The sequence below is a fragment of the uncultured Lactobacillus sp. genome (assembly GCF_945290125.1).
Taxonomy (GTDB): Bacteria; Bacillota; Bacilli; order Lactobacillales; family Lactobacillaceae; genus Lactobacillus; species Lactobacillus rizhaonensis.
The window spans coordinates 20836-37240 of record NZ_CALYQV010000017.1; the positions used below are offsets into that span (position 1 = coordinate 20836).

At 35.9% G+C, this 16405-nt stretch carries 18 protein-coding genes; 1 reads left to right on the forward strand and 17 read right to left on the reverse strand.

What is annotated here, in order from left to right:
* Window positions 1-2: 2 nt before the first annotated feature.
* The 10 genes from ftsA to Q0K80_RS04425 all read right to left on the reverse strand — a co-directional run bounded on the left by ftsA (window position 3) and on the right by Q0K80_RS04425 (window position 10177).
* On the reverse strand, window positions 3-1361 hold the full coding sequence (gene ftsA, locus Q0K80_RS04380; protein WP_294603615.1) for a cell division protein FtsA: 1359 nt from the start codon (window positions 1359-1361) through the stop codon (window positions 3-5).
* A gap of 61 nt (window positions 1362-1422) precedes the next feature.
* Entirely contained in the window at window positions 1423-2280 is an 858-nt protein-coding gene (locus tag Q0K80_RS04385; protein WP_294603618.1) for an FtsQ-type POTRA domain-containing protein, read from the reverse strand.
* A gap of 16 nt (window positions 2281-2296) precedes the next feature.
* Window positions 2297-3403, reverse strand: coding sequence for an undecaprenyldiphospho-muramoylpentapeptide beta-N-acetylglucosaminyltransferase (gene murG, locus Q0K80_RS04390; RefSeq protein ID WP_294603620.1), 1107 nt, complete (start codon window positions 3401-3403; stop codon window positions 2297-2299).
* A 1-nt stretch (window position 3404) separates the two neighbouring features.
* Window positions 3405-4784, reverse strand: coding sequence for a UDP-N-acetylmuramoyl-L-alanine--D-glutamate ligase (murD, locus tag Q0K80_RS04395; protein ID WP_294603622.1), 1380 nt, complete (start codon window positions 4782-4784; stop codon window positions 3405-3407).
* A 9-nt stretch (window positions 4785-4793) separates the two neighbouring features.
* Window positions 4794-5756 (reverse strand): phospho-N-acetylmuramoyl-pentapeptide-transferase, encoded by a 963-nt coding sequence (mraY, locus tag Q0K80_RS04400; protein WP_294603624.1) that lies wholly within the window; start codon window positions 5754-5756, stop codon window positions 4794-4796.
* Between the two features lie 6 nt (window positions 5757-5762).
* Window positions 5763-7928: a penicillin-binding transpeptidase domain-containing protein gene (locus Q0K80_RS04405; RefSeq protein WP_294603626.1), complete on the reverse strand. Its 2166-nt coding sequence runs from the start codon at window positions 7926-7928 to the stop codon at window positions 5763-5765.
* Complete coding sequence (gene ftsL, locus Q0K80_RS04410; RefSeq protein WP_046324739.1) at window positions 7928-8290, reverse strand: cell division protein FtsL; 363 nt, start codon at window positions 8288-8290, stop codon at window positions 7928-7930. Before ftsL ends, Q0K80_RS04405 begins: the two co-directional genes overlap by 1 nt.
* A 12-nt stretch (window positions 8291-8302) precedes the next feature.
* A complete protein-coding gene (rsmH, locus tag Q0K80_RS04415; protein ID WP_294603629.1) occupies window positions 8303-9250 on the reverse strand; it encodes a 16S rRNA (cytosine(1402)-N(4))-methyltransferase RsmH in 948 nt (315 codons plus the stop codon).
* 2 nt (window positions 9251-9252) lie between these two features.
* Complete coding sequence (gene mraZ, locus Q0K80_RS04420; RefSeq protein ID WP_294603631.1) at window positions 9253-9684, reverse strand: division/cell wall cluster transcriptional repressor MraZ; 432 nt, start codon at window positions 9682-9684, stop codon at window positions 9253-9255.
* Between the two features lie 166 nt (window positions 9685-9850).
* Window positions 9851-10177: a DUF3397 domain-containing protein gene (locus Q0K80_RS04425; protein ID WP_294603633.1), complete on the reverse strand. Its 327-nt coding sequence runs from the start codon at window positions 10175-10177 to the stop codon at window positions 9851-9853.
* A gap of 101 nt (window positions 10178-10278) precedes the next feature.
* Here Q0K80_RS04425 and Q0K80_RS04430 point away from each other — a divergent pair, with 101 nt between their 5' ends.
* A complete protein-coding gene (locus tag Q0K80_RS04430) occupies window positions 10279-10419 on the forward strand; it encodes a DUF4044 domain-containing protein (protein WP_294603635.1) in 141 nt (46 codons plus the stop codon).
* Window positions 10420-10448: 29 nt separating this feature from the next.
* Here the strand turns inward: Q0K80_RS04430 and mreD are convergent, their stop codons facing one another.
* The 7 genes from mreD to Q0K80_RS04465 form a co-directional block, all read right to left on the reverse strand.
* Window positions 10449-10982: a rod shape-determining protein MreD gene (gene mreD, locus Q0K80_RS04435; RefSeq protein ID WP_294603637.1), complete on the reverse strand. Its 534-nt coding sequence runs from the start codon at window positions 10980-10982 to the stop codon at window positions 10449-10451.
* Window positions 10982-11833, reverse strand: coding sequence for a rod shape-determining protein MreC (gene mreC, locus Q0K80_RS04440; RefSeq protein ID WP_294603639.1), 852 nt, complete (start codon window positions 11831-11833; stop codon window positions 10982-10984). The genes mreD and mreC overlap by 1 nt, the downstream gene beginning before the upstream one ends.
* 50 nt (window positions 11834-11883) lie before the next feature.
* A complete protein-coding gene (locus Q0K80_RS04445; RefSeq protein WP_294603643.1) occupies window positions 11884-12888 on the reverse strand; it encodes a rod shape-determining protein in 1005 nt (334 codons plus the stop codon).
* 97 nt (window positions 12889-12985) lie between these two features.
* Window positions 12986-13609 (reverse strand): JAB domain-containing protein, encoded by a 624-nt coding sequence (locus tag Q0K80_RS04450; RefSeq protein ID WP_294603648.1) that lies wholly within the window; start codon window positions 13607-13609, stop codon window positions 12986-12988.
* A 35-nt stretch (window positions 13610-13644) separates the two neighbouring features.
* The gene (locus tag Q0K80_RS04455; protein WP_294603651.1) at window positions 13645-14325 is read right to left on the reverse strand and encodes an HAD family phosphatase; all 681 of its coding nucleotides are present in this window, start codon (window positions 14323-14325) and stop codon (window positions 13645-13647) included.
* The gene (locus tag Q0K80_RS04460; protein WP_294603653.1) at window positions 14306-15583 is read right to left on the reverse strand and encodes a folylpolyglutamate synthase/dihydrofolate synthase family protein; all 1278 of its coding nucleotides are present in this window, start codon (window positions 15581-15583) and stop codon (window positions 14306-14308) included. The genes Q0K80_RS04455 and Q0K80_RS04460 overlap by 20 nt, the downstream gene beginning before the upstream one ends.
* Window position 15584: 1 nt before the next feature.
* Window positions 15585-16405: class I tRNA ligase family protein (locus tag Q0K80_RS04465; RefSeq protein ID WP_294603654.1), on the reverse strand; the 821-nt coding region annotated here is incomplete at its 5' end.

Below are 16405 nucleotides of genomic sequence, written 5' to 3' on the forward strand. Positions count from 1 at the left end.
CTTTAATCAAAGAACTTTTTGAAGAAGTTCTTAAAGCCTTTATCTTTATTTTGCGTATTATTTTTTGTTTTACTATGCGGAGATTGCTCACGCTTTAGTAACTCATGTCTATTATATTCTTCTTTTCTTTTAGTTTCATTAACAGCAATTGTTCTTTTAGAAGTTTTTGGCTTTTCCTGAGTAGACTGCTCCCCTTGACCGAGAGCACCTCTGCCATAAATAGCACTAATTACTAGGAAATCTATATCGGACATTTTATATGCATAGTTAACTACTCCGTAAGCCGCTGAGTAAATTGGATTACGCATCCCAATTTGGTCAGGCTGATAAATTCGCGCCTTAACGTTCAAAGTATTAGCTATAATACTATCAAAGCCTTGCAGCAGACTGCTTCCGCCAGTAATAATAATACCACCAGGTAACTCTAAAGCATCATGCTTAATCAAACCTTTTTCAATTCTAGCAATAGTCTGCATGACTCTAGCGTTAATAATTTCACTTAAGTAATTTTCGTCAACCATTTGCTGGCCATTTGAACCAACGCTGTTAACGGCAAATTTATTTTTAGCAGATGCCAGGCTAGGATCAGCATAACCATAATCAAGTTTTATTTGTTCTGCATCCTTGTTAGAAGTACTTAAAACAACCGAAATGTCATTACTAATATCACTGCCGCCTTCAAAATCGATATTAGCATATTTAATTTGATTATTATGAATTACCGTAGCCGTCGTAACTCCTCCACCTAAGTCGAGGATAATTGAACCAAAATTGCGTTCACTTTCATTTAAAGCCACGCTGGCAATAGCAAGTGGAGTTGGAATAAAAAAGTTATTGGAATAGCCAGCACGTTCAATAGCTTTTTTGATATTATGTAAAGGACTAGCAGGAGCCGTTAACATGATGCCTTGTACAGACAAAGAATGTGCAATCATTTTTCGCGGATCATCGACTTCGGTTTTACCATCAATTAGAAAGCGACTTGGCAAAAAAGAAATAGGCTCCCGTTCGTTTTTCACAGCAGACCTGATGGCAGCACGAACTACTCGCCTAACATCATGGTTACCTACTTCTTGACCATTATCGCTGATATTAACTAAATCACTTGCAGTTTCAAGTTGGAGCATACCTACAGGTATACCTGTTACTACTCGATAAATATTTGCATTTGTTTTTTTGGCTATTTCTTTTAAAGCCCTATTAATCGCAGCGGCAGTTTCATCAATATCAACTATATTGCCATGTCGCATCCCTTTATTAGGAACTGCAACGGCTCCAATAACTTTGCCGGAATCAGCTACAACCGCTTTCACACTTGTGGTACCAATATCTAAGCCCACTAATAAATTTGAATTGTCCAAAATTTTCCCCCCGTCAGTGCTACCTAAAAAAATTTTACCATAAAACTAGCTTAAAATCAGTTTATATTAAACCGTAAGCACGCTTTTCATTTGGTGTAAGCGGCCTGCTAAACGCCCCTACTTCCAAATCAATCAGCGTATTTTTTCCCACTTTAGTTTTTATTTTATTATAGTACTTTATTTTACTTTTTAGGGTTGAAACGTTGCCAATAACTACATTACCGTTTTTCATTAGAAAAATCACTTGTGATTTTCTTCGGGTATTACCACTTAATAATTTAATTTGATCCTGAAAATCAGGCGGTAAACTATTGAATAAATGAAGAATTTTTCTGAGAGATACTTCATGATTGTAGCCTACAAAAACTGGTTTATCTGGATACACTTTTGACCAAGGAATAAACTGAGACCCCAATTTTCCCTGTGTAAGTATTTTACGATATCCTTTAGAAGTCTTAATGTAGCCTTTTGTGGGATATTCATCAATTTCAATTATTAAATGATTAAAATCTTTAACTTGAACTTTGATGTTTTTTATTTCTGAGTATTTTGCAGATAGTTTACGGGATACGCCATTTTTATTAAAAAGATAATCGACTACTTTATCACTAGCTTTAATATCTGTTGCTTTTACAACTTCTTTTACTGGTAAATCATTTTCCCCGTTAATTTGAATACTTTGAACATTTGCCAGTGGAGAAATATAATAGCCAAGCCCCAAAAGTGCTATTACTGAAACACCTATTATAAGTCCCAATCTCTTTAATAGTGCAGATTTACGTTCATTATGTAATTTAGAAAGAGAGGCAGAGATTTTTGTATTAGTTCTGAAATTTTTCTTTTTCTTACTTGATTGATGACTTAAGTATGGTGATAGCTTTTCTTTAGGGTCAATTTTAGTTACTCGTTTTTTTGTCAACTGCCTCACCTTCTTTTTATTTTGCTAAATCTTGCATTACTTTAATTACTTCATCAGAAGCATCAGAAACTCCTAGTTTTTTTGATGCCTTACTCATTTCCTTATAGTACTTACGATCCAACACGATATGATCAATTGAAGAAATAAAGTTATTAATATTGAGTTCACTTTCCGCAATCACTGTCGCTGCACCGGCTTTTTCAAGATCAAGAGCATTTTTCATTTGGTGATTATTAGTAACATTTGGACTAGGGATCAAAATAGCTGGGACTCCTAAAGCAGTAAATTCAGCAATACTAGTGGCTCCTGAACGCGAAACTACACAAATCATTTTTGGCAAGAGTGCTGGCATATCCTTAATATATGGTAAGATTTTAATACTTTTCCCATAATTAACATTAGTTAGTTTTTCTGCAATTTTTTGATAATAATAAGTTCCTGTTACCCAAATGACCTGATATGGCTTTGTTTCAAGACGAGTCAGTGATTTCAACATTATCCGGTTGATAGCCAAAGCACCACGAGAACCACCAAAAACCAATACAGTAGGTATTTGAGGATTAAGACCCCATTTACTTTGCAAATCAATCTTTGTTGATGACAGATTTAGTACTTGTTGAGAACGTGGATTTCCAGTTTTTACCAACTTTTTCTTTTCCGAAAATTGCTTGGCTGCATCATCAAACGTATAACAAATTTTGTTCACATAGTGTCCTAAGAACTTGTTAGCAACGCCAACTACTGAATTAGATTCATGAATCAGAGTCGGAATCTTCATTTTTGTTGCTTCATACACTACGGCACCACTGACATAGCCGCCAGTTCCCATCACGATATCAGGCTTAAAATCATTAATAATTTTTTGAGCTTTTTTCGTGGCCTTAAGAAACAAACTAATTGTAGCAAAATTACTCATTATATGTTTACGAGAAAAACCGCGCATCTCAATTGTTTTAAAATTTACTCCTGCTGCTGGAACTATTTTAGCTTCGAGGCCATTTTTTGTACCGACAAACAGTATTTCATCATTTGTCGCCAAGTTGCGCTCTTTTAATCGTTCAATAATTGCCATAATAGGATAAATATGGCCGCCAGTTCCTCCACCTGTAAATATTATTCTCATTTTATTTAGTCTTCAATTCCTTTATAAAATTAACAAAATAGTCTCCACGTTCTTCAAAGGTTCGAAATTGATCCCATGACGCACAAGCTGGTGAAAATAACAATACATCACCAGGATTTGTTAATTCATATGCTCTTGGTACTGCTTCCTGTAAAGTATTTTCAATGACAATGTTTTTAATGCCAGCTTTACGAGCTGCATCAGCCAGTAAATAACGGGTTTCGCCATATAAAACCACGGCTTTTACATGTTTTTTTAAAAGTGGGACCAAGGAATCAAAAGTAAAACCGCGATCTAACCCACCAGCGATCCAAACTTCAGGATCTTCGAAAGATGGAATAGCAACTGAAGCCGCCTCTATATTTGTCGATTTGGAGTCATTATATATCTTGCGGCCTTCCAAGGTCATAACATATTGCAAGCGATGCTTTGCCCCGGTAAAAGTACTTAACACTGCTTGGATATCGTGGATATCTGCTCCCATAATTTGTGCAATTGCGCTGGCAACTAACGCATTCTGCTGGTTATGGATACCGGGTAATTTCATGTCAACGGTCTTAATGATTTTTTCATACTGATTCTGTAAATAGCCATCAGCAATAAAATAGTCGGCAGTTCGATCATTTTCGGAAAATGTTATTAGTTTTGCTTTAGTAACTTTCTTTTCTTCTTCAAAAATATTTTTTTGATCTAAGTTAGCTAAAAAATAATGATCTGAAGTTTGCGTTCTGGTAACGTTTAGTTTGGCATTAACATAATTAGCAAAAGTCTTGTGATAATCTAAATGGACATTGTGATAAATATCAATAATTGCAGCTACTTTAGGATCAATATCTGTTACGCCAAGTAGTTGAAAACTGGAAGTTTCGCAAACCAAAATATCATCCTTGGTAGCTTTTTTCACCACTTCAGAAATTGGAACACCAATATTACCAACTGCATATGCATGATGGCCATTCTTAGCCAGATGATGCTCCAGAATTTTCTGTGTTAACATTACCGTAGTAGTTTTACCATTTGAGCCCGTAACACAAATATATGGAGCTTCACTAACACTCAATGCAATTTCAGGTTCAGTAATAATTGGCAAATTTAATTTTCTTGCTTCTTGCACCATAGGGTTTTCATAAGGAATCCCCGGATTTTTTACTAAATAAGCAAAAGATTCTTGGTTTAATAATTCTACTGGATGCGTGCCCCCTATTATTCGCACGCCCAGTTTTTCCAATTCCTGTGCTTTTGGATTTTTACTTAAATCAGCCTTGTCGTTTAAAGTTAGCTTTGCACCAAGTTCAAGCAGTAATTTACTTACTGCAAAACCACTTTTGCCGAGGCCTAAAACTAAAATATTTTTACCTTGATAAGTCTTAACTTGCCTCATTGAACTATTTTATCCCCATATTACTAAATACAAGATACTTCCCAGTAAGCCAACAATCCAGAAAATAATGTCTACTTTCCATTCAGAGTAACCCAGCATTTCAAAATGATGATGTATTGGCGTCATCTTGAAAATCCGTTTACCAGTTGTTTGAAAAGAGATAACCTGCAATATCACGCTTGCTGTTTCACATACAAATACAATTCCCACTAACAAAAGTGACCAGGGCCTATTTAAAAAGATACTGACAGCAGCCAGTCCTCCTCCTAAAGCTAGAGACCCAGCATCACCCATAAAAATTTTAGCAGGCTTATGATTAAAAATAAAAAATGAAATTAAACCACCTATGACACTCATACAAAAAATTAAAACGGCAAAGTTTTTTTGCTTAAGTGCAATATAAGAGTAAGTGGCATAAGCAATAATTGACAGCCCAGTTGCCAGACCATCTAAACCATCTGATAGATTAACCGCGTTGGAATAACCTACCAACCAGAAAATTACAAAAATCGTGAATAAAACAACACTGTCAATTACACCAAAAAACGGTATGAAAAGTTTAAATTGAAAATGGTCCGTTGCCGCGATAATAATAATCAAAACAGCAACTAAAATTTGTAAAGAAAATTTTTGCCATGCACGAAGACCCAAGTTACGTTTATAAAACAATTTTATACTATCATCTAAGAAGCCTATAATACCGTAGCCTAGCAAACTGATTAATAAAATCCACATCATCTTTGTGACTTCGTGTTGCCATGCACAAACCCAAATTGTAGAAACTGTGGCTGCTAAAACAAAAACCACACCACCCATTGTAGGTGTACCAGACTTTTTTTCATGCCATTTAGGACCTTCATCACGAATTTCCTGTCCTTCATGATGTGACCTCATGAAAATAATCATCCAGGGTAAAATAATCCCAGTTAACGCCAACGAACTTACCAATGCAATAATGCTAATGATCAGCATAAAATGCTACTCCTTTAATTGTATTTTTATTTTTGTCCCGGATTTGACAGCTACACCAGCAGTTACACTTTGCTTAGATACTACGCCTGTACCTTTAATGCTTAATTTAGCCCCAGTCAAATCAGCAAACTGCTTCAGCTCATCATTTGTCCAGCCTTTCATAGCAGGACACTTTATAATGCCGGCAGTCCGCACCAGCATTAATTTACCAGACTGCTTTTTTTGTCCTGCCTGATAAGACTGCTTGGTTATTTTATCACCTGAACCAATCCTGACAAGTCTGAATCCAACCCGTTGAGCAATTCCTTCAGCTTCCTTATAACTTAATCCTGTTAGGTCAGGTATTTTAATCATAGTTGAGCTGCTTAAACCATTTTTCGACATAAGAATTATTCTATTCATCACAGGTTTAAAAATTGAAGAAAGAATTACTTCAGCCGGTTTACTCATTCTTTGGGGTTGCTTTACAGTGATGTAAATGCAATAACGTGGATGCTTAGCTGGTGTAACACCAACTACAGAAAAGATGTAATTATTGTTCCCCTTAAGATAGCCACCACCTTTAAGATTGGCAATTTGAGCTGTTCCCGTTTTAACAGCAATACTTTGATTTTTCATCCGGTATGCAGCTCCGGTACCAATTCTTTTATTTAAAACTTGTCGCATGTTTCCAAGAACTATATTTGCTGTTTCTTTAGTATAAACTGGTCTGCCAACTTTTTTTATTTGGTAACCCGTTATTATGTGATCACCTGCATCGGTAATTTTTTCAACGAATTGGGGTTTTACCATTTGACCATTATTCGCCAAGCTGCTAAAAGCTTGCATCATTTGCATGACGTTCACATCAACGCCCTGACCAAAACTAGTGACAGCCTGATCAATGGGTGAATTAAACGCGATTAATCCTGGTTGTTCACCTGGAAGCGTTACGCCAGTTTTCTGATCAATGTGGAATTTTTTTAAATACTTTTTCCAAGTCTTAGCACCCATTTGTTGTTCAATATGAACAAATCCGGTATTGCTCGAACGTGGAAATGCTTGTGAAAAAGGTATGCTTCCCCAGCCATGCGGCTTCCAATCGTGAATTACTGAACCATTCACAGAAACTGATCCTGAATTATAATATTGATTTGGATGATAGTTTCCACTATTGACAGCAGATGACAATGTCAACACCTTAAAAACCGATCCGGGTTCATATGTATCTTGCACCAAAATATTGCGATAAGAATTTTTCAGACCCTTTTTGGTCTGCGGGTTGAAACTTGGTCTTTGTGAAGCAGCTAACACTTTTCCCGTCTTCATATCTTCAACTACGGCTGTCATAGAAATAGGATTAAAGGTATCCTGAACATAAGACAATCTGCTTTCAAGGCATTCCTGCAGCTGCGAGTCAATAGTTAAATATATATTATTACCATCTACTGGGGCTTTATAAGTATGGGTACTATTGGGAGTCTGGAAATTTGAGGCATCAACAGCTGAAACCTGATAGCCGTTTTTTCCAGTAAGAACGTCGTCATACCAAGCTTCCAGTCCCATGGTACCCTCTAAATTTTGTTGCCTTGTTTTTTTATCATAAACTGGTGTAGCCATACCAATTATGTGTGATGCAAAATTACCATTTGGATATAACCGTGACTGAGTTTCAAAAAATTTAATTCCTGGCAAATTCATTTTTTCAATTCGGTCTTTTTGCTTTTTTGTCAAATTAGAACCTGCAGTACCAAATTGTACCTGAAAAACTGGCTGCGAAGGATTAAGATACTTTAAAATTTTATTTGCTTTAAGAGGTAAAACTTGTGCTAACTTTTCAGCAGTTTTACTTTTGTTAACAACATATTCGGGCTTATTTTTATAATTAATGGAAGATTTATCTAGAATGGCATAAATTGTATATAGATGTGAATCCTGCGCTACAGCTAATCCATTACGGTCATAAATATTTCCCCGATTGGCCTTTAACACTTGGTTACGCATATACAATTGCTCGGTCTTAGCGGTTAAATTTTGCCCATTAACGGTTTTTGAGATTCCAAGATATAAAAATCTGCCTATAAATACAAGAAAAACCAAAGCAACAGCTACCTCGAGAAATCTCCCGACTGTAAAACGGTATCCGTGGGCTTTGGAATTTAAGTTATTTCTTTTACTAATGTGTTTATTCATTAGCGTATGGTCCTAATATTTTTTTCATTCAAAGCCAACCCCTTGCTGCGAGCAATTTTATTCATTCTTGAGCTTGAGGTCAACTCACCTAATTCTTGATGCAAATCTCCAACTTGGCTTTGCTCTTTTGCAACCGAGCGCTGCAAACTAGTAAGTTCATGTTGAGCTGAAGTAGCAGAAATACTAGAAGAAACGAGCATTGTCATTAAGCCAATTGTGATCATAGTTCCCAATATAAGCAAGGACTTTTCGAAGCCGGTCCAAGCAACGTTGTGATGATTGAGAACTTGACGTTGTCTCTTCTCTGGATCTCTTTGCTCATTAGGATTAAACTCTATTTTTCTTGCTAAATTATCAGCCATTGTTTTTCCTCTTTACAATTTTTCTGCAACCCGTAACTTGGCACTGTGTGAGCGATTGTTATTTTTAAGCTCTTCAGCCGAAGCAACAATGGGCTTACGATTTACTAATCGAAGCGTTGGCTTCAAGTCATCGGGAATAGCAGGCATTCCCCTAGGTACCTCAACGTCGGAGTATTTTTTAAAAATATTCTTTACAATTTTATCTTCATCAGACTGAAAAGTAATTACACTAATGCGACCGCCCGGTTTGAGTAGTTTGATCGCTTCCTCAAGTGATGTACTTAAAGCATCAAGCTCGTGGTTTACAGCAACACGCAAAGCCTGAAAAGTCTTTTTTGCTGGATGCCCTCCAGTCCTTCTTGCAAACGCAGGAATTGCTTCCTTAATAATGTCAACCAGTTCAAAGGTTGTCGCAATTGGCTTTTTTTGTCTTTTGAGGACAATTTTATGAGCAATCTGGCTAGAAAACTTTTCTCCACCAAATTTATACAAAATATTAGCCAATTCCTTTTGACTTGAATCATTAACTAATTGATACGCATCGAGGCTTTGATCCTGATCCATTCTCATATCCAATCTAGCATCGAAGCGGTAAGAAAAACCTCTTTTTGCCTGATCAAATTGTGGGGAGGAAACGCCCAAATCATAATAGATACCGTCAATGCCATTTTGATAACCCAGCTTAACCAAGTTAATTTTTAAATGACTAAAGTTGTCGTGTACTAATTGTAATTTAGGGTCAGCCTCAGATTTAAGTAAATCGGCAAAGTTTAACTTAGCCGAATTTATTGCATATTCATCCTGATCAAAACCAATCACGGTACCACTAGCAAGTTTGCTCAGTAAATATTTTGCATGACCGCCGCCGCCAAAAGTTGCGTCTACATAAAGACCACCATCTTTGGGTTTTAAATTTTCGATTGTTTGGTGTAAGAGTACACTGGTGTGTTTGAATTCCATGTTTATAGTTCCAAATCATCTAAATTTTCTGCGATATCATCATAGTTCTCGTTGGCTTCATCACTAAAGCTTTCCCAACGCTCCTTTGACCAAATCTCAATTCGGTCAGAAACTCCTATAATGACACATTCTTTAACAAGACAAGCGTGCTTCTTCAACGTTGTGGTCAGATTCACACGTCCTTGCTTATCAAATTCGCATTCCATTGCACCAGAGTAAAATAAACGCGTAAAACTACGTGCATTTCTCTTAGTCAAAGGAAGGTGGGCTAGCTTGGCTTCAATTTCTTGCCATGCTTCTGTGGTATAGCCAAAAATACAGCCTTCCATTCCACGAGTAAATATCATTTTTTCTCCAATCTGACTACGCAAACGAGCAGGTATAATTAAACGCCCTTTACTATCGAGATTGTGATGATATTCACCCATGAACATAGCATTGCCCCCTTCCACTAATTAATTTACCACAATTCACCACTTCCTACCACTTTTTAGTTATAAAGTTTAACTTTTCTTTTTTATTATCCGAAAAGTAAAAAACGCAAACCATTACAGGTTTGCGTTTAACTAAAAAAACAAATTTTTTACTCAAAAAGTTTGACTATATCATCATAAATAATAATCCTAAATACCAAAAAATAGTATTAACAGTTAAATAGTCCCATATTTTGCGGAAAGTTTTACTTATGGACAAGTTCTTATTTTTAATTGCCTCAGTTATAGCAATTATTATAACTAAAATGAAGAAGACAAAAAAACCATATGGCAAAAACTCAGGTCTTTTCTGATCTAGAGTAATCAGGTGACATGCATATATAAAAAAGAATGGTAACAAATCATATCCGCGAAATTGAGCTTTGGGAAACATCTTATTAATAAGAAAAGCTAAAGCAAGACCAACAATAGGTATCAAAAAAATTAAAAACATTGGCTATATCCTCTATTATCTAATCTCTATTTTATCTTACTCTCTAATTGAAAAAAACTTTTAAGTAGCATAAAATATTGTTCAAACAGGGAGGTCTATCAATGACAAGAAGACATAATAAAAAGAGATCTAAATTTCAAAAGCTAACAATTGCCATGGCCTGGCTAATGGCAATAATAACTTTAGTTGCTGTAGTAATGCAAGTTGTTGGTGCATTATCCAGCTTTGGCTTTTTTGAATAAAAAAGCGTGAGATCATTGTCTCACGTTTTTTATTGTTGATAATTATCTATATTTACCATAAAGGGATAGTTAACAGCTAAATTCCACCATAATTTATAAGTAACGGAAGCGAAAATAAATGCCCAACATAAGGTTGGCAAAATACTTTTTACCAATTTCATTGAACTAATAATAGTCAGACCTGTTATATTCATAATAAGCCAAGTATAGCCCTCAATCAGAATTGAAGCGGTTAAAACCGCTAAGATTCGTGCCCAGAAAACTTCTGGCAAAAATCTGGCAGTTTTTTGCAACAGCCAGCAAATTATAGGTAAACTAATAGTATAAACACCAATAATACCCAAAAAATAAATATCGCTTACTATACCAGTACCAAAAGCTAACCAAATCTCTTTATGATTAGTGTCATCAAAAAGTGCTATTAACATCATGCTAACGGGTACCAATAAGTTTGTAGCATTACCAATTAAAAAAAACCGGTGAAAAAATAAAGACAAACTGCCACTGATAGCTAAAGCAATATATAAAGCTAAAACAAGACTAAACTTTCGCAGAGACTTCATTAGTCGTTCACTTTCCTTTTAATAACTGATACTACAGAGGGGTCATTTAATTCACCTGCTGGATTAATTTTAATTAAATCAGATAAACCAAATGTATCATGGGTTGTGGTAGAAATCGTTCCCACCAATAATCCTTTGGGTGAATTACCACCTAAACCGCTAGTGTAAATTTTTGCACCACGCTTTAGTTTTTCACTGTCGACCGCCTGAGTAAATGCTAGTGTCTTGTTACCTATTACCGTAATAATTCCATGAACTTTCTTTCCGTTTACGGCTTGTGCTTCAACTGCGAAACGATTAGCTGATTTATCACTTGTTGTTATTAATTCAACTTTTGCAGTAGCGGCATTGACCTCTATTAGGCGACCAATAATACCACCACCGGACATTACCGCCATATTTTTACGCAAGCCAGATGTAGTTCCCTTATTAATAACTAACAGGTCTGTCCAACTGTCCGGTGAACGAGAAATGACAGATGCTTGAATAATATTATAGTCAGTAAGCGTATTTTTTACTTTTAGTGCTGATTTAAGTTGTTTATTTTCATCTTCCAAGCTAGAATTACGAGCTTTGGTTTGTTCCAAGTCAGTAACTTTGCTCTTTAGATAGTTATTTTCATCTTGAGTATTTAATAAATCGTGAACATTATTTAAACTGCCAGAAACAAAACTAAGTGGAAAATCAATTATTCTTGATCCCACTGCAACCACGTCATTTCCAAAACTCTGGATAATCAGAGGAGTATCACGTCTATTACGTAAGCCGACACTACCTCCTATAATAGTAAAAGCCAAAATAACTGCTATACATGCCGATAATAATTTTTTGTTTTGTAGAAATTTCTTCATTTGGAAACATTCCCTAAAGAAAAGCCGGCGAAAACAGCCGACTTTTAGTATTATCTGCTATTTTTGCGCATTACTTCAATATTTTTCAGAGACTCACCTGTACCAACTGCAACACAATCTAGTGGATCTTGGGCTATAAATACTGGCACTTTAGTAGCTTCGGAAATAACCTCAGGTAAGTTTTTAAGTAAAGCTCCACCGCCCGTCAATACAATTCCGTGATCAATGACGTCTGCTGCTATTTCAGGAGAGGTCTGTTCAAGCGTTTCCTTAATTGCAACGATAATGTCCTGAACAACGTCTTGAATAGCATGAGCAACATCGACTGCTTTTACATCAACTGATTTTGGTAAACCAGTAACTAAATCACGACCACGAATATTGACTGCTTCAATATCTTCAGCCTTTTCAACTGAAGCAGAACCAATCTGAATTTTAATATCTTCAGCAGTTCTCTCACCAATTAGCAGATTAAAGTTAGAATGAACATAATTCACAATTGCCGTATTGAACTTATCACCTGCTTGGCGAATTGAGGTAGAAGAAACTATTCCACCTAAAGAAATAGTGGCAACATCGGTAGTACCACCACCAATATCTACAACCATTGAGCCAGTGGGATCCATTACTGGCAATCCTGCCCCAATAGCAGCTGCAAAAGGTTCTTCTATTACGAAAGCTTCACGTGCTCCAGCTACACGAGCAGCATCAATCACTGCACGCTTTTCAACCTCAGTTACACCAGAAGGTACACAAATCATAGCTGAAGGTTTGGAATTGCCAACAGTCTTTTCGATAAAATACTTAAGCATTGAGGCAGTTGTATCGTAATCAGCAATTACACCATCTTTCATTGGCCTAATAGCCACTATGCTTTCTGGTGTTCTGCCAATCATTTCTCTTGCTTCTGACCCTACAGCAATTACCTTGCCCGTATGGGTGTTTTTTGCCACCACAGAAGGCTCTCTTAAAACAATCCCTTTACCTTCCATATAAACAAGAGTATTGGCAGTTCCTAAGTCAATGCCAATATTTTTTGCTCCTAATCCAAACACGTAAATCTCTCCTTATTATTGCAGTCTCTAAATCTTGAATAATTATAGCATAAAGTGCAACTTAAAAAAGAAAATGGAACGTAACTTTAAGATGAATTTAAAATAATTGCCGTTCACAGAAACTAAAGTAATTTCCTTTGCCCACAATGAAATGATCAAGAAATTCAATCCGAAATAATTTTGCTGCCTCATGAAGCATCTCAGTGAGTTCAATATCACTTTTTGAAGGTAACAAATTACCGCTTGGATGGTTATGCACCACAAAAAAGCCGGCACAGGCATAAATAACTGCCCAACGGAAAATCTCCCGCGGATGCGCAATTGACTTATCCAAAGTACCTTGAAACAACTTCTTTTCAGCAATTATATGATTACTATTATCTATGTAGATAGCCCATAGTTCTTCTTGTTTATGTCCTGCAAATTTATCTAATAAATAAGTACCTACTTCATCGCTTGAAGTCATAATAAGTTCCCGGTCTGATACTGCTGAGCGCAGTCTTTCGAGCAATCCTTCGCTCAAAAGTGCTAAGCTGTCACAGCATTGACCACCAGAAATATATTTAAGCAGATCATTGGCATTTCTTATTTTTAATTCTTCCAACTTAACAAGAAGTTCATCAAAGTTTTCAATTCCATGTTCTTTCAGTTCTCCAAAAAAACTGTTCAGCATTTCCCAGTCGGTTTTAATTAAATAGTGATGAGACCTTATTAATTCCATAAAATCATTCCTTTCACTATTTATATACGCCAAAACTAACTAACTTTTTGTAAAAATTCAAAGAAGTCTTGACAAACAAGAACTGTTTTCTTATGATCTTCGACAGTAGCTGGAATTAAATCCGGCACCATTACACATTTTAAGCCGGCATTAACAGCAGCTAGCAATCCAGGAGAAGAATCTTCGAACGCTAAAATATTATTTTTGGCAATATGTAATTTTTGAGCTGCCAAAAGATAAATATCTGGTGCAGGCTTAGGCTTGACCTTATTATTTTTTAAATCGTCATAATTTAAGTGAAATTGAAAATAGTTACGCGTACCTGTGGCCCATAAGTTATGCTCCACCACATTTTCAGAATTGCTAGTTACCACAGCCATAGGCAATCCGGCAGCCAGAAACTGATCAAGAGCTTTTTGTACTCCTGGTCTTAACTTTAATTTACCTTGTTCGGTCCACTGCCATACTAGTTCATCAGTACGTTTAATAAATTGGTCACGTTGTTCTTTATTCTTAAAATATTGCAGGTAAAAATCGTTCATATCAGTTGTTGTAGAGCCAACTAATTTGAGATAGATATCATCGGGCGTACCAAGATTTGCCTCCTTAGCAGCTTGAATATTGGCTTTCCAGTATAAATTCTCGGAATTAACCAGCAAGCCATCCATATCAAACAAAATGCCTGTGATATCTTCCTTAATGCCTTGAACGCGCATTTTTTATCTCCATTTGTAAAATATCTCCAACTAAGTAAAATGATCCTGTTACTAGCAGTATATCATTTGTTTGACTCTTCTGCTTTAAATCTTGATAAGAAGTCCGCCAGTCAGCGTGATACTGATAACTTTTTTGAATCCAAAGCGGATAGTCTTCTTTTTTAGCAGCACGCGGATAATCAATTGTAGTTAAGTGAACTTCATCTGCCGCTTTAAACAGTTTAAAAACCTGCTCAATATCCTTGTCTTTCATCATCATAATCAATACTCTAATTTTGCCTTGCTTTTTCTCCTGCTTAAAATGAGCAAAATTTAACAGGTTTTGCATTGCCTGAATATTGTGTGCACCATCAAGGACAATTAAAGGATTATTTTGCAAGATTTGATAACGTCCAGGTACAGTTGTTTGGTTTATTGCATCTTCTATCTCTGAAGCAGAAAGTGAAAAATTTAATAAGTTAAAGGCTTGAACAGCAATAGCAATATCATAGCCTTCAACTAGTGGCCTGGGTAAAAAAGAAAGGTTTTGGAATTGATCTTGATACTCCAAATTTTCTTGAAGTAAAACACTAAAGTCAGAACCAAGTTTTTTAACTAGAGCATTTTCTTTTTGAGCCTTTTGCTGAATAATAGGTAATACTTCTTTGGGAATATTACCTAAAACAACTGGCCGATTTTCCTTTATTATTCCACTTTTTTCACGGGCAATATCTGCTAGAGTTGGTCCGATAACTTGCTCATGATCTAGTCCAACTGTAGTAATCACGCTGACTTCCGGTGTAATGACATTAGTTTTGTCATGCTCACCACCTATGCCAACTTCTATCACAGCATAGTCACATTTTTCCTGGGCAAAATAAAGAAAGGCCAATACTACTTCATATTCAAAAGTCACTAATGAAAAAGTAGGTTTGGTTTTACGAATTCTTTTCAAAACCGACTCTATTTTATTAGCTACTCCAATCAAATTTTGGTTACTGATATTTTGACCATTCAGCTGAATCCGTTCGTTAAATTCAAAAACATAGGGCGAAACAAAAAGGCCAGTCCTTTGACCAGCCTTTTGTAACAAATTACTTAAATAGTAAGAAGTTGAGCCTTTACCATTCGTGCCCGTAACATGGATTGTTTTTATCTGATCTTGCGGATTACCTAACTTAGCCAAAATTGTCTTAATATATGTTAAATCTGCTTTTTCATGTAATTTAGAAAGTGAATATAAATAATTAATCACATCTTGAGCATTGGTAAAAGTCACGTTATTCACTCTTCTTTAATTCTTGAATTCTTTCATGAACGCCTTGAAGTTGATTTTCGTAATCAGCTTTTTTCGCTTTTTCTTTATTTATTACAGCTTCCGGGGCATGTGCGACAAAGCCTTGATTATTTAGTTTCTTAGTTGATCGTTCAACTTCAGCTTGCAAATCTTTTTCTTCTTTGGTCATGTGCTTGATTTCATCTGCAATATTGACTAAATCAGCTAACGGCACAAAGATCTGCGCTCCTGAAATTACAGCAGTTTTAGCAAGTTTGGGTGCAGTAATTTGAGTTGAAATGGTTAATTCCTTTGGATGCAAAAAGTTCTTAACGTAATCTTCATTATCAGTTAAAATTCTTTCATTCTTAGCATCTTCTAATTGAATCATAATGTCAATCGAAGAAGACAACGGAGCATTTACTTCCATCCGAATGTTACGTACAGCTTTAATAATTTCGATTAAGAAAGCCATGTCATGACGAGCTTGTGCATTTTCAAATTCAGCATGGGCTTCAGGATATTTGGCTACCATAATTGACTCACCATCATGGGGCATAGACAACCATAATTTTTCTGTCACAAATGGCATAATTGGATGAAGCAAACGTAATATCTGATCAAGAATCCAAACTAAATTATCTTGTTTTTTAGCTTTGAGTTCTTCATTGCTACCGTTTAATGCAACTTTAGCCATTTCGATATACCAATCACAAAAATCATTCCAGATAAAGTTGTATAGTTCGCGCCCTGCTTCACCAAATTTATATTCATCAAACAACCGAATAACTTCACTAACAGTGTGATTTAAGCGGTCGAAAATCC